Genomic DNA, 13,007 nt, shown 5'->3' with positions numbered 1-13,007 from the left:
GTTAATTGAACCAGCAGCTTGCTGGTCGCAGGAGGGCAGCGATGCGCGCTACAAGACTGACCGGATCCGTTGCGGGGCTCGTCGCCCTGATCCTCACCGCCGCCGGCTGCGGCCTGTCCGGCGGCTCCGACGACGGGGGCGCCACCGCGGGCGGCTGTTCGGTCGACAAGGGAAACATCGGATCGGGAAAGCTCTCCGGCGAGGTCAAGGGCCAGATCACCTTCCAGACGACCAACCTCAAGAAAGACTTCGGGGACTTCTTCAACGGAGTGATCGAGGCGTTCGAGAAGGCCCACCCCGACGCCTCGGTCAAGTGGATCGACGACCCCGGCGACGCGACTTTCAACCAGCGCACCGTCGCCGATGCCCAGGCCTGCACCCTGCCGGACGTGATCAACGTCGACTCCCCCACCGCGACCGCCCTCACCAAGGCCGGCTATCTGCTGAACCTGGGCGTCAAGGACCCCGACGCGGCCGAGCCGTTCGTCCCGGCGTTCTGGAAGTCCAGCACCATGAAGGATTCCTCGGGCACCTCGGTGCACAGCGTGCTGCCCTGGTACACCGGCGGCGTCCTCCTGACGTACAACACCGACCTGTTGAGGAAGGCAGGCATCGACCCTGCGAAGCCCCCGACGTCCCTGTTCGGGCTGTTCGCCGACTACGAGAAGATCGCCGAGGCGGCCGACGGCAAGTACTACGCGACGATGGCCAACCCGGTGTGGCGGATCCCGGCCGACTGGGACCAGATGAACATCAAGACGCTCTCCGCCGACGGCAAGTCCGCCGTCTTCGCCGACGATCCGCGGACCGTGCAGTGGGTCGAGTGGATGGCGAAGCTGTACAAGGAGGGCGCCATGCCGAAGGACTCGCTGTCCTCCAGCAACGACCCCTCCACGCTCTACAGCCAGGGCAAGGTCGCCTACGGTTCGACGAACCCGAGCTTCGTGCGCTTCGTGAAGCAGAACAGCCCGTCGATCTACGCGAAGACCGGCGTCGGTCAGCAACCCTTCGACGCGCTCGGCCATACCACGGGTGCCCCGCAGTACATAGCGGCCGCCGCGACCAGCAAGAACGCGCCCACGGCGCTGGCGTTCGCGAAGTTCCTCACCAACGCCGAGAACCAGACGGCCTGGTGCAAGGACCCGAGCGTGGTGATCTTCCCGACGACCACGGCCTCGCTGGACGACCCGTTCTTCCAGCAGGTCAGCGGTGACGACCCGTTCTCCGAGGCCCGCAAGCTCGTCGCCGAGCAGCTCAAGACGGCCACCGCCTACCAGACCAACCTCTCCACGGCCGCGCAGAACGCCATCGTGGGCCAGGTGCAGCTGGCCATGCAGGGCAAGAAGAGCCCCGAACAGGCCGTCAAGGACGCCCAGGACAAGGTCGACGAGCTGCTGAAGCAGGCAGGCTGACGGTGGCGACGCAGATCACGAAGCCGGTGTCCGTGCCCGGTGCGGAGCGCACGGACTCCGCGCCGGGCGCGAACCCCTCCCGGCTCCGGGCCCTGCTGCCCGGGCCCGCTCCCGGTGCCAACGGAGCGGCCATGTACCGCCGTTGGTGGCTGCCCTGGCTGTGGACCGCTCCCGCGATCGGCTGCGCGGTGGTCTTCGGAGTGTTCCCGTTCCTCAACACCCTCCTGCTGTCGTTCACCGATGCCAAACCGCTCGGCGGCGCCGCGGGCTTCGTCGGGCTGGACAACTACACGCGGATGCTGGACGACTCCGACTTCTGGCTGGCGACCCGCAACAGCATCCTGTACGCGTTGATCGTCGTACCGCTGATGGTGCTGCTGCCGTTGATGCTGGCCGTCCTGGTGGAGAAGAACCTGCCGGGCATCGGCTTCTTCCGCTCTGCCTTCTACACGCCCGTCCTCGCCTCCAGCGTGGTCGTGGGCCTGAGCTGGCAGTGGCTGCTGGCCGACGACGGGCTGGTCAACACCTGGCTGGAGAAGGCCCATCTGATCCGGGACGCCATCCCCTTCCTGTCCGACCCATGGCTGATCCTGCTGTCCGCGATGGGCCTGACGCTGTGGAAGGGGCTCGGCTGGTACATGATCTTCTACCTGGCCGCCCTCGGGAACGTGCCCAAGGAACTGCACGAGGCGGCGGCCATGGACGGCGCCGGCGCGATCCGCCGCTTCTGGCACATCACCATGCCGGGCGTCCGGCAGGCCATGATGCTCGTCGGCACGCTCACCGGCATCGGCTCGCTGCGGGTGTTCACCGAGATCTACATGCTCGGCAGCTCCACCGGCGGCCCCGGCGGCGCCGACCGCACCCTGCCCTTCTACATCCGGGACGTGGGCCTGGACCCGATCACCGGCAACGCCGGTTACGGCTCGGCCGTCAGCGTGGCCCTGTTCCTGCTGACGCTGGGGCTGACCCTGCTGGCGCAGCGCCTGACGAAGGAGGACGACGCATGACGACGACCGCTGTTTCGGCCAAGCGTCGGCGCCTGCTGCCGCGCTGGCGGGACTACGGCCGCCCCCGGGAACTGGTCGTCCGCTACCTGCTGTTGTTCCTCGTACTCGGTCTCACCGTCGGGCCGCTGCTGTGGCAGTTGCTGGCCTCGCTGAAGAGCACGGGTGAGGACGTCTTCGGGGCGAACGCGACCCTGCTTCCGCACGACCCGACCCTGCGGGCCTACCGGACCGTCTTCGAGCAGGTCCCGGTGGGCACGTACATCCGGAACAGCATGATCGTGGTCGTCCTGTCGGTCACCAGCCAGCTGGTGTTCTCCACCACGGCCGGCTACATGCTCTCCAAGCCCGGCTGGAAGGGCCGCAAGGCGGTCTGGGTGGTGCTGGTCGCCTCGATGATGTTCCCCTTCGAGTCGATCATGGTGTCGCTGTTCCTGAGCATCCGCGACCTGGGGCTCGTCGACAGCCTGGCGGGCGTGTGGCTGCCCGGCTTCGTCGGCGCCATCAACGTCCTGCTGATGCGCGCGGCGTTCCTGGCGGTACCGCGCGAGATCGAGGACTCGGCCATGCTCGACGGCGCGAACGAGTGGCAGCGCTTCAGACACCTGTATCTGCCGTCCGCGTGGGGCGCGATCCTGGTGGTCGTCATCAACACCTTCATCAGCGCCTGGGACGACTTCCTGTGGCCGCTGATCGTGCTGCGCTCGGAGAGCAACATGACTCTGACGCTGGGGCTTTCCCGGCTTCAGAGCTCGTCTTTCGGCTACGACCAGCGGATGGTCATGGCCGGGTCGGTGATCTCCGTCATCCCGGTACTGGTGCTGTTCGTGATCACCCAGCGGTGGTTCTACAAGGGTGTGTCGTCAGGAGCAGTGAAGCTCTAGCGGTACGGCTCTCAGCGCAGCCCGCGACGACTCGGCGACGCGGATCTCGACGGCGCCCGTCAGGTCGGCACCGAGGGCCAGTCTGACCGTACGGCGCTCGCCCGGCGCAAGGCCCACACCCTCGAACGCACACAGTTCGAGGGTGCGCGGCCAGACGGACGTGATCAGGCGTCTCACATAGACCTGCACGACCGTACGCCCGTACCGGTCCCCGGTATTGGTGACGTCGACCTCGACCGTCCGCCCTGACAGGCGCGGTGCGCCGTACTCGAAGCTCGTGTACGACAGCCCGTGCCCGAAGGAGTAGAGCGGCTCGGCGCTTTCGTCCACGTACCCGCCGTACTCGGTGTCCTTGTGGTTGTAGTGGACGGGGAGTTGGGCGGCCGAGCGCGGGACGGAGACGGGGAGCCGACCGCTCGGCTCCGCGAGCCCGAGCAGCACCTCGGCGATGGCGTCGCCGCCCCAGGGGCCCGGGTACCAGGCGGTGAGCAGGGCCGCCGCACGTCCGGCCTCGGGGACGGCATGCGGACGGCCCTGGATCAGGACGACCACCGTGGGAGTACCGGTCGCGACGACGGCGTCCAACAGGGCGTGCTGGGCTGCGCCGAGCCGCAGTCCCGCGAGGTCGGCGCCTTCGCCGCAGGTCATCTCGGAGACCGCCGTCAGGGCGGCGCCGTTGGCGGCGAACTCGGTGTCGGGGGTGCGGGCACTGCTGCCGCCCAGCACCAGCACGGCCAGGTCGGAGGCGGCGGCCGCGGCGACCGCCTCGGGGATGCCCGACAGGTCGTCGCCGGTGAGGGCGCAGCCGCGGGCGTGGCGGAGGTCGAGGCCGGGCGGGGCGAGGCGGCGCAGGCCGTCGAGCACGCTCGTTCCCGTGCCGGGGCGCTGCGGGGCGGTGTAGTCGCCGAGTTGGTGGGCGCTGGTGGCGGCGTGCGGGCCCAGCACGGCGATACGGGAGACCGTGGGGCGGACGGGCAGGACGTCGGCGTCGTTGTGGAGGAGGGTGATGGCGGACCGGGCGAGGGCGGTGCTGAGCCGGCGGCCGTCCGATGGCGCCAACTGCCTTGACGGGTAGGGCTGTTCGAACAGCCCGAGCCGGAACTTCAGGCGCAGGACTCGCGCGACGGCGGCGTCCAGTGCCTCCACGCTCACCAGTCCCCGCTCGACCGCTTCCTCCAGGTGTGTGAAGCCTTCGTCCCACAGGCTCAGGTCGACCCCGGCGTTGAGGGCGAGGGCTCCCGCGGAGACCTTGTCGCCGGTGATCCGGGCGAGCCGGTCCACCGCGAGTCCGTCCGCCATGACCAGCCCCTCGAACCCCCAGCGTTCGCGCAGGAGTCCGTGGAGCAGCGGACGGTTTCCGGCACAGGGCAGGCCGTCGACCTCGTTGTACGCGGCCATGACGGCGGCGGCTCCGGCGCGGATTCCGGCACGGGCGGCGGGGAGGTGGATCTCGTGGAGTTCTCGCTGCCCGAGTTCGGACTCGGCCGAGTTGCGTCCCCCGACGGTGGCGCCCTGTCCGGCGAAGTGCTTGAGGACGACGGGGGCCCGGTCGGCGGCGAAGCGTTCTCCCTGGCCCTGCATGCCGCGGACGAGTGCCTCGGTGAGGCGGGCGGCGAGGTACGGGTCCTCGCCGAAGCACTCCTCGGTGCGGCCCCAGCGGGGGTCGCGGGCGATGTCCAGCGCGGAGACGAGGGCGACATGGCCGCCGCGGGCGCGCAGTTCGGCGGCGGCGTGGGCGGCGGCACGCTCGTACAGTTCGGGGTGCCAGGTGGCGCCGACGGCCAGGTTGACCGGGAAGACCGTGCCGTCCAGGGCCATGTGGCCGTGCGGCACCTCCTCGACGAACAGTGCGGGGATGCCGAGTCGGCTGGCCTCGACGACGTGCCGCTGCACCAGATCGGCGAGTTCCGCGCTGTCGGCGGCACCGGCACCGGTCGTGTGGTCGACGCCGGACCAGGCGTCGGCGCGCAGCAATCCGTAGAGGGCGCCGAGTCCGGCGAAGCGCTCGGTCTCGGCGTGCAGGGCGTCGGTGAGTTCGAAGGCGCCGTCGGGGGTGCGGCGGTAGGCGTCCCAGCCGTACATGCGCTGGTTGAGCTGACCGGCCTTTTCCCGCAGCGTCATACGGGCGAGCAGGTCGCGGACGCGGGCGTCGACGGGGGCGGACGGGTCTCGGTACGTCGTCACCGTCCGTGCCCCAGTCGGGCGAGGGCGACTGCTCCGGGGCAGCCGTCGGCAACCTGGTCGACCGTGAAGCCGGGCAACCGGTCGGTCAGGGATGTCAGCAGCGAATCAATCAGCCCTCCGGTGACGACGATCCGCTCGCTCCGGCGCGGCTCCAACGCGCCCAGCGTGTGGGTCAGTTGGTCGGCCGCCGCCTGGAGGATCGCCTCGGCGACGGCGTCCTTTTCGCCGGCCGCCTCCACTACCAAGGGGGCGAGGCGGGCGAGCTGCACGGGTGGCCGCGCCATGACGGCGGGCAGGACGTGCATGCGGTAGACCTCGCACTGCTCCCGGGTCCACTCCTCGTCGCCGTACGGGAGCACCTCGTCCGGCAGGCCCAGTTCCCGCCCGATCGCGGCGGCCAGCAGGGTCGGGCTGCCGCGCCCGTCGGCCATGCGCAGGGCGGCCCGGACAGCGCTGCGGCCGATCCAGAAGCCGCTGCCGTCATCGCCGAGCAGCCAGCCGTCGCCGCCCGCGGTCGCGATGCAGCGGCGTCCGGTGATCCGGGCCGCGACCGCGCCGGTGCCGGCGACCAGGGCGAGGCCGTCGGCGGGGAAGCCCGGGGCGGAGGCGAACGCGGCCTCGATGTCGCTGTAGATCTCGACCGACACCGCGGCGATGCCCAGCTGCCCCAGCGCTGCGGTGAGGGCGGACTGCGCCCTGAGCCGCCCGGGCTCGTCGGTGGCGGTCCGCGAGGCGCCGGCGAAGCCGCCCGCGACGGCCCCGACCCGGGCACGCAGGGCCTCCGGCACCGCCTGGGCGACGGCCTCGGCCAGGTGCTCGGTGAGTTCCGGCACGGGAACGGTGAGGGCGTTGCCCGGTCCGCCGGTGCCCTCGCCCTGCGGCAGACCGTCGCGGGCGGACGCCAGGACGGCGCGCGTCCTGGTGCCGCCGGCGTCCAGGCCGACCACGAGATGCTGGTTCAAATTATTGCTCATCGCCGACCATGGTGGTTGATACATTCGCCGGAGACAAGGCCCGACGCCGTCCGAGGAGGACCCATGAGCGCACCCACGCCCCGCTTCGGCGTCAACTACACACCCCGCCGCGGCTGGTTCCACTCCTGGCACGACTTCGACGCGGAACACGCCCGCGAGGACCTCGCCCAGATAGCGGAGCTGGGCCTCGACCACGTCCGCGTCTTCCATCTCTGGCCACTGCTCCAGCCCAACCGCACGCTCATCCGCACCACGGCCGTGGACCAGCTCGTCGAGCTGGTGGACCTCGCGGCCGAGGCGGGCCTCGACGTCCTCGTCGACGGCGTCCAGGGCCACCTCTCCAGCTTCGACTTCTATCCGGAGTGGACCCGCAGCTGGCATCACCGCAACGTGTTCACCGACACCGAGGCGATCGAGGCACAGGCACAGCTCCTACGGACCCTGGGCCGAGCCCTCGCCGACCGCCCCAACCTCATCGGCCTCCAACTCGGCAACGAACTCAACAACCTGGTCGAGCACAACCCGGTGACGGTCGCAGAGGTCGACCACTACCTCGACACCCTCCTCACGGCCGCCGGGGAGTCCCTGCCCGCCGCGGACCACCTGGTCACCCACTCCGCCTACGACGCCGCCTGGTACGGCGACGACCACCCCTTCACCCCCGAGGCCTCCGCCCGCAAGGGCGACGTCACGACCGTCCACCCCTGGGTCTTCTCCGGCGACTGCGCCCGCCGCTACGGCCCCCGATCGCCCCAGGTGCTGCGCCTCGCCGAGTACGGCACGGAACTCGCCAAGGCCTACGCCGAGAACCCGGCGAGGCCGGTCTGGGTACAGGAGACGGGCGCCCCCGAACCCCACATCCCCGCAGCCGACGCCCCGGCCTTCGCCCGCGCGACCCTGCTCAACGCGGCCGACTGCGCCGGCCTGTGGGGCGTGACCTGGTGGAGCTCCCACGACGTGGACCGCGCCCTGGCCGACTACCCCGAACTGGAATACACCCTGGGCCTGTTCGACGCGTCGGGCCGGCCAAAGCCGATCGCGAGGGCACTCGCCGACACGGTCGCCGAACTGCGCGCCGAGCCGCCTTCAGCACCGCCGCGCGAAGCGGCCCTGCTGCTGGAGTGCACGCCGTCGACACGCTCTGTCTCCGGTCCGGGAGGCCCGTATTTCGAGGCGTGGATGCGCATGCGCGAGGAGGGCGCACGCCCGGCGGTGGTACTGGCGGAACGGGCGCAGGACGGCACCTACTTGGCGGAGCGGGGAATCAAGGAGGTGGTACGGCCCAATTGAACGAAGGCACACACCAGCTTGCCTAGGGGCGCGGGGAACTGCGCGACCAGCCCCCACCGGCCCGCACCATTCACACAACCCCACACAGCACCTCAGCCACCGCCCGCAAATTGACCCGCCCCCGCCCGAACGAACACAACGCACCCCCCTCCGGCAGCCCGGTGTCAACCCGCACCACATCCGACCGCCGCCCCACCAACACATCCCGCACCTGCTCCTGCCAGGGATACAACCCGGCATCACACGTGGCAACGACGACAGGCGAGTCACCAGCCGTCCGCAGGACCTCGTCCACCAACGCACCGTGATCCACCGGCTCCCCAGCAACCGCCACCCCCGAAGCCGTACCGTCGACCCCCCGCACCGCGCTCAACAAATCCTCCCCACCCCAGTTGAGCGCCGGATGCGGCGGCGGAAACAGATCGACGACATACGCCCCACGCACCCCCATCGGCGCTCCCCGCCCCCGCACGGCCCGCCGAGCCCCCTCCAGCCCCACCCCGGCATCCCACTCGGCGACCACTCCACGGGGTGTGGCATACCGCTCCGCCAGCCACCGCACCCGCCCCGCGGCCTCCCGCACCCGCCCCTCCGGCAGGTCCCCGCTCCGCAGCGCATCGAGCACCGCATCCCGACAGGCCAACGTGACCCCCAAATCCGGTACAGCCACGATGACTTGATCCGCGCCGGCATCCAGGGCGAGCCGCGCCCCCGCGGCCTCCCCGTACCGGTCGGCGATCGCCTTCATCTCCAGCGCATCACTCACCAGCACGCCCTCAAAGCCGAGTTCGTCCCGGAGCAGCCCGCTCAGGATGCGCGGACTGAGCGTGGCAGGCCGGTCGGCATCCAACGCCGGAAAGACGACGTGCGCACTCATCAGCATCGGCACCCCCGCGGCGACCGCGGCCCGGAACGGCGCAAGGTCGAGTTCGTCGTACGGCCGCGGATCGACGGCCGTCTCGTGGTGGCTGTCGGTGACCGTGCCCCCGTGCCCGGGAAAGTGCTTGGCGCACGAGGCGATCCCACGCGCCTCGGTCGCAGCGATCCAGGCGCCCAGGTGCCGGGAGGCCACGCCGGGGTCGGCGCCGAAGGAACGCGTACGCACGATCGGGTTGAGGGGCTGGTGCTGAAGGTCGGCGACCGGGGCGTACGAGGCCGTGATGCCCAGCGAAGCGAGATGGCCGGCGAGGGCGTCGGCGCAGCGGGCGGTCAGCTCGGGGTCGTCGACGACGCCGAGGGCGTAGCTGCCGGGTGCTTCCGGTGCGCCGGCACTCACCAGGTGCCCGATGCCGCCGCCTTCGTTGTCTATGGCCACCAGCAGATCGGGGCGCAACGCCCGGAGCGTGTCGGTGAGTTCGCGGACCTGCGCCGCGTCCCGCACGTTGCGGGTGAAGAGGATGACCCCGCCGAGGCCGCGGTCGATGAGCCGCTTGAGCGTGTCGGGGACGGACGTGGTGCCGTCGAAGCCGGCGACGAGGCAGCGGTGGACCGCCTCGTCCAGGTCGGAGGGCAGAGCCGGGCTGAGGGGCGTGCGCTCGATGTGGGTCACCCCTGGAATCCTCTGGATCGCTCAGCCGAAAGTCAACCGAACCATGGATGGATCATTCATTTCAGGGCCGCGTGGCGCTCGCGACCGGAATTCCCGGGATCGTGGAGCCATGAAGGACCGGCGGCGGTTCGACGTGTGGGCTGCGGGGCCCGCCTATGAGCGGTACATGGGCCGGTGGAGCCGACCGGTGGCGGAGGAGTTCGTCGCGGGGCTCGACTGCGCGGACGCCCTGCGCTGGCTCGACGTGGGCTGCGGTACGGGCGCACTGTCGGCGGTCGTGGCCGCCAGGCGCCGGCCCCGTCGGATCGTGGCGTGCGACCGGTCGCGGGAGTTCGTCGGCTCGGCCCGCGCGACGGTTCCCGGCCCGGTGCACTTCGTCGTGGCGGACGCGCTGTCCCTTCCGGTGCGGGGTGCGGCGTACGACGTGGTGGTCAGCGGTCTGACGCTGAACTTCCTTCCGACGCCGGCCAGGGCGGTCGCCGAGATGGTCCGGGCGCTGCGGCCCGGCGGTCTGGCCGCGGCCTATGTGTGGGACTACGCCGAAGGCATGCAGTTCCTGCGCCGCTTCTGGGACACCGCCGTCGCGCTGGACCCGGCAGCGGTGGCACTCGACGAGGGCCGCCGTTTCCCCGTCTGTCGCCCGGAACCGCTCCGCGCGTTGTGGACCGGCGCGGGCCTCGTGGACGTATCCGTCGCTCCCGTCGAAGTGCCCACCGTCTTCGCCGACTTCACCGACCTGTGGCAGCCGTTCCTCGCCGGACAGGGGCCCGCGCCGGGCTATGTGGCCGCCCTCGCCCCCGCCGACCGGGACCGCTTGCGGGACGGGCTCAGGGCCGCTGTCCCCAGCTCGCCGGACGGCTCCGTCCGGCTCACTGCGCGGGCCTGGACGGTGTCCGGCCGGAAGGCCGACGGGCGAGAGGGCCCTACTTGATGACCGCGTTCGCCACGACGACGACCAGCCCGAGCATCGCGTCCGCCACGCCGATCAACAGGGCGGAGCCCCAGCCGCGTCCCGCCCAGCGGGCGGTGACCAGGCCCAGCGTGAAGAGGAGGGTGATGTTCAGGACGAACGCCGGGTACTCGACGCCGTTCGGGGGCCACCAGCCCCAGCCCGCTCCGGCGAGGATGACGACGGTGGGGAGTACGGCCGTGACCAGCGGCCACTCGTCGAGGAGGGTGCGCAGCACCGAGCGCAGGGCGGCCCAGCCGCGGTGCGGTCCGCGCTCGGCGATGATGTGCGCGTAGCCGTGCGCGAGGGCGGAGGCGAGCGCGGTCACCAGCAGCCAGAGGGCGTCGTAGCGGCGGCTCGCGCGGGATGCGTGGCCGTACTGGGTCAGCGCGGCGACCATGGCGCAGGCCAGCACGGATCCGTAGACGCCCCCGAACAGCACGGCCGACCGCGTGTCGTGCGGGGACGTTGCGGGGAGGGACGCCGGTTCGGCCACCATGGGTGCTCATTTCACGGGCGTACGAAGTGTCCCGTAAACGATCACCCGGCACCTTCGTCCCCGCCACTCGCCACACGACGAAGTGTCCGTCCACGTGGCCCGATCCCCCACACTGTGTCGGCGCCGCCCGACGATCACCCTCGCTAGGGTCGCCCCATGACCCACAGCTTCGTACTCCACATCCCCGACGCCGAACTCGCCCCCGAGCCGCTCGCCCCGGAGCAGATCGTCTCCGGGACGCCCGAGGTGACCGGCAAGGTGGTGTGGGAGTCGGACGACGGTCGTCAGGTCCGCGGGATCTGGCAGATCACGCCCGGGATCGTCACCGACACCGAGGCGGACGAGCTGTTCGTCGTGATCAGCGGCTCGGCCACGATCGAGGTCGAGGGCGGGGCGACGCTGAGGGTCGGGCCCGGGGACATGGCGGTGCTGCGCGAGGGCGACCGTACGACGTGGACGGTGCACGAGACGCTGCGCAAGGCGTACGCGATCAACCTATGACCTTCGCCGGGGGCCGTACGGCCAGGGGCTCGTCGAAGGCACTGAACGTGGTGGTGGTGTCGAGGTCGGCGCCCTTGTAGACGGTCTTGAGGATGTACGGCCTGCCCTCGGTGGCGACATAGAAGGTATAAGTGCCGCCCTTGTCCGCCTTGTCGGTCACTACCACCTCGATCGCCGGGCTGCCGTCGACCGTGGTCGTTTCGCCCTTCTTGGCCGTGCCGAAGGAGGCGAACTCCCGGGGGCAGGCTACGAGTCCGTCACCCGGCGTCGCCCTACTGGTGGGAACTTTGGACCAGATGTCCTGTTTCTTCCCGTCAGCCGTGGCCCGGCCCTTCCACTTGTCGATGTAGGTGCGATTCGGCCGGACATAGTCCGTCTCGCCGATCCGGATCTGTTCGAGGACGGCCCCATTGGGCCATGTCGTCTTGGACGTGCACCTGCTCGCCAGGTCGGTCGTCACACGGCTGGAATAGCGATCACCGGCGGCCTTGACGGTGACCGCCTCGACGGTCACCGACTTGAGCTCACTCATCGTGTCGTTCGCGTCGTCGAGCATCTGCTCGGCCGACAGCTCCTCCGCAGTTGAGCCGTCTGTACAGCCGGCCAGGGCTGCACCTGTCACCAGGCACACCAGTGCAGCCGTGACCACGGTCGATGTCGTTCGCACAAGATCCCCCCGGACGATGAGCCGCCAGGCTACCGGACCTGATCACTCGGGCCTGCGGTGGTCCCCCGGATCTCCAGCGTCGGCATCGCGAGGTGAACGCCCCCCTCTCCCCCGCGTCCCCCGAACCGGTCGAGGAGGCGGCGGGCCGCGCGGCGGCCGACCTCGTGGCCGGCGTTGTCGACGGTGGTGAGCCAGACGTGGCGCAGGCGGGAGATGCCGGTGTTGTCGTAGCCGACGACGGACACATCGCGCGGGACGCGCAGGCCCAGCTCGTCGGCCGCCGACAGGGCACCGGCGGACGCGATGTCGTTGACGGCGAAGACGGCGGTCGGCCGGTCGGGGCGGCTCAGCAGCCGGACGGTCGTCCGGTAGCCGCCCTCCTCGGTCATGTCGCTCGGCTCGACCACCGCACCGTCCGCCAGGCCGTGCGCCCGCATCGTCGCCTCGAAGCTGCGCCGGCGCAGCTCGCCGACGGCACCGAAGCCCGCGATGTGCGCGATGCGCCGGTGGCCGAGCCCGATGAGGTGCTCGGTGACCAGCCGCGCGCCCTTCTCGTCGTCGCCCGCGACCACGTCGACGCCGGTCGGCACAGCCTCGCGCGCGCCCGCGACGACGACCGGGATCCGTTCGGCGACCGCTCCGAGCGCCGCCGGGTCGGGCAGGGTGCCGACCACGACCAGGCCGTCGACCTGGAGGTCCAGGAAGGGACGGGCAAGGTCCTGGCCGATACGGCGGTTGAGGCGGGCGTCGGCCAGGAGCATGTGCAGGCCGTTGTCGTGCAGGAGTGAGTTGAGGCCGTCCAACAGGTCCACGAACCATGGGTTGCGCAGGTCGTTCAGGAGGACGCCGACCGTTCGGGAGCGCTGCTCGCTGAGGCTGCGCGCGGCGGCGTTCGGCCGGTAGCCGAGCTCGCTCACCGCCCGCAGCACGGCCTCCCGCTTCTCCGGCCGCACCTGGGCGGAGCCACGCAGCACCAGCGAGACCAGCGACTTGGAGACACCGGCCAGTTCGGCCACGTCTCGGATCGTCGGCGCTCTCATGGTGTGGACCGTTCCATGAGGTCCTGCTCCTGTCAAAGGGCCTTGACACAG

The 13,007-nt window shown here is 70.8% G+C and carries 12 protein-coding genes; 6 read left to right on the top strand and 6 right to left on the bottom strand.

The window, feature by feature from the left end:
• The first annotated feature begins 41 nt into the window (after window positions 1-41).
• From KCH87_RS38035 to KCH87_RS38025, 3 genes are read left to right on the top strand one after another with little or no spacing between them, the layout of a single operon-like run.
• The gene (locus KCH87_RS38035) at window positions 42-1,412 is read left to right on the top strand and encodes an extracellular solute-binding protein (protein WP_210592431.1); all 1,371 of its coding nucleotides are present in this window, start codon (window positions 42-44) and stop codon (window positions 1,410-1,412) included.
• Window positions 1,413-1,414: 2 nt separating this feature from the next.
• Entirely contained in the window at window positions 1,415-2,422 is a 1,008-nt protein-coding gene (locus tag KCH87_RS38030; RefSeq protein ID WP_210592430.1) for a carbohydrate ABC transporter permease, read from the top strand.
• A complete protein-coding gene (locus KCH87_RS38025) occupies window positions 2,419-3,303 on the top strand; it encodes a carbohydrate ABC transporter permease (RefSeq protein WP_210592429.1) in 885 nt (294 codons plus the stop codon). Before KCH87_RS38030 ends, KCH87_RS38025 begins: the two co-directional genes overlap by 4 nt.
• Here KCH87_RS38025 and KCH87_RS38020 read toward each other — a convergent pair.
• Together KCH87_RS38020 and KCH87_RS38015 are read right to left on the bottom strand one after the other, a co-directional pair.
• Window positions 3,283-5,487 (bottom strand): glycoside hydrolase family 3 N-terminal domain-containing protein, encoded by a 2,205-nt coding sequence (locus KCH87_RS38020; RefSeq protein WP_308299015.1) that lies wholly within the window; start codon window positions 5,485-5,487, stop codon window positions 3,283-3,285. The two genes, KCH87_RS38025 and KCH87_RS38020, sit on opposite strands and share 21 nt — an antisense overlap.
• A complete protein-coding gene (locus KCH87_RS38015) occupies window positions 5,484-6,461 on the bottom strand; it encodes an N-acetylglucosamine kinase (RefSeq protein ID WP_210592428.1) in 978 nt (325 codons plus the stop codon). Before KCH87_RS38015 ends, KCH87_RS38020 begins: the two co-directional genes overlap by 4 nt.
• A gap of 63 nt (window positions 6,462-6,524) precedes the next feature.
• On the opposite strand from KCH87_RS38015, the gene KCH87_RS38010 reads away from it, so the two are divergent.
• Window positions 6,525-7,751 carry a cellulase family glycosylhydrolase gene (locus KCH87_RS38010; protein ID WP_210592427.1) on the top strand — a complete coding sequence of 409 codons (1,227 nt, stop codon included), beginning with the start codon at window positions 6,525-6,527 and terminating at the stop codon, window positions 7,749-7,751.
• A 70-nt stretch (window positions 7,752-7,821) separates the two neighbouring features.
• On the opposite strand, the gene KCH87_RS38005 is transcribed toward KCH87_RS38010, so the two are convergent.
• A complete protein-coding gene (locus KCH87_RS38005) occupies window positions 7,822-9,300 on the bottom strand; it encodes a glycoside hydrolase family 3 protein (RefSeq protein ID WP_210592426.1) in 1,479 nt (492 codons plus the stop codon).
• Window positions 9,301-9,409: 109 nt separating this feature from the next.
• On the opposite strand from KCH87_RS38005, the gene KCH87_RS38000 reads away from it, so the two are divergent.
• Window positions 9,410-10,231 carry a class I SAM-dependent methyltransferase gene (locus KCH87_RS38000; protein ID WP_210592425.1) on the top strand — a complete coding sequence of 274 codons (822 nt, stop codon included), beginning with the start codon at window positions 9,410-9,412 and terminating at the stop codon, window positions 10,229-10,231.
• On the opposite strand, the gene KCH87_RS37995 is transcribed toward KCH87_RS38000, so the two are convergent.
• Complete coding sequence (locus KCH87_RS37995) at window positions 10,224-10,748, bottom strand: hypothetical protein (protein ID WP_210592424.1); 525 nt, start codon at window positions 10,746-10,748, stop codon at window positions 10,224-10,226. The genes KCH87_RS38000 and KCH87_RS37995 overlap by 8 nt on opposite strands.
• Before the next feature lie 156 nt (window positions 10,749-10,904).
• Here KCH87_RS37995 and KCH87_RS37990 point away from each other — a divergent pair, with 156 nt between their 5' ends.
• The gene (locus KCH87_RS37990) at window positions 10,905-11,249 is read left to right on the top strand and encodes a cupin domain-containing protein (protein ID WP_210592423.1); all 345 of its coding nucleotides are present in this window, start codon (window positions 10,905-10,907) and stop codon (window positions 11,247-11,249) included.
• Here the strand turns inward: KCH87_RS37990 and KCH87_RS37985 are convergent.
• Together KCH87_RS37985 and KCH87_RS37980 are read right to left on the bottom strand one after the other, a co-directional pair.
• Complete coding sequence (locus KCH87_RS37985; RefSeq protein ID WP_308299014.1) at window positions 11,239-11,871, bottom strand: hypothetical protein; 633 nt, start codon at window positions 11,869-11,871, stop codon at window positions 11,239-11,241. The two genes, KCH87_RS37990 and KCH87_RS37985, sit on opposite strands and share 11 nt — an antisense overlap.
• A 74-nt stretch (window positions 11,872-11,945) precedes the next feature.
• Window positions 11,946-12,956 (bottom strand): LacI family DNA-binding transcriptional regulator, encoded by a 1,011-nt coding sequence (locus KCH87_RS37980; RefSeq protein ID WP_210592421.1) that lies wholly within the window; start codon window positions 12,954-12,956, stop codon window positions 11,946-11,948.
• Between the last annotated feature and the right edge of the window lie 51 nt (window positions 12,957-13,007).

Origin of the sequence: Streptomyces sp. GESEQ-35 (genome assembly GCF_017948485.1) — a bacterium.
Classification (GTDB): domain Bacteria; phylum Actinomycetota; class Actinomycetes; order Streptomycetales; family Streptomycetaceae; genus Streptomyces.
Note: the sequence above shows the minus strand (reverse complement) of the source record. Positions and strands in the feature narration are given on the sequence as shown.

What these genes read in the sequence shown, in the direction of transcription:
- KCH87_RS38035 (WP_210592431.1), top strand. Translation starts at nt 42, where the DNA reads ATGCGCGCTACAAGACTGACCGGATCCGTTGCGGGGCTCGTCGCCCTG.
- KCH87_RS38025 (WP_210592429.1), top strand. Translation starts at nt 2,419, where the DNA reads ATGACGACGACCGCTGTTTCGGCCAAGCGTCGGCGCCTGCTGCCGCGC.
- KCH87_RS38015 (WP_210592428.1), bottom strand. Translation starts at nt 6,461, where the DNA reads ATGAGCAATAATTTGAACCAGCATCTCGTGGTCGGCCTGGACGCCGGC.
- KCH87_RS38010 (WP_210592427.1), top strand. Translation starts at nt 6,525, where the DNA reads ATGAGCGCACCCACGCCCCGCTTCGGCGTCAACTACACACCCCGCCGC.
- KCH87_RS38000 (WP_210592425.1), top strand. Translation starts at nt 9,410, where the DNA reads ATGAAGGACCGGCGGCGGTTCGACGTGTGGGCTGCGGGGCCCGCCTAT.
- KCH87_RS37995 (WP_210592424.1), bottom strand. Translation starts at nt 10,748, where the DNA reads ATGGTGGCCGAACCGGCGTCCCTCCCCGCAACGTCCCCGCACGACACG.
- KCH87_RS37990 (WP_210592423.1), top strand. Translation starts at nt 10,905, where the DNA reads ATGACCCACAGCTTCGTACTCCACATCCCCGACGCCGAACTCGCCCCC.
- KCH87_RS37980 (WP_210592421.1), bottom strand. Translation starts at nt 12,956, where the DNA reads ATGAGAGCGCCGACGATCCGAGACGTGGCCGAACTGGCCGGTGTCTCC.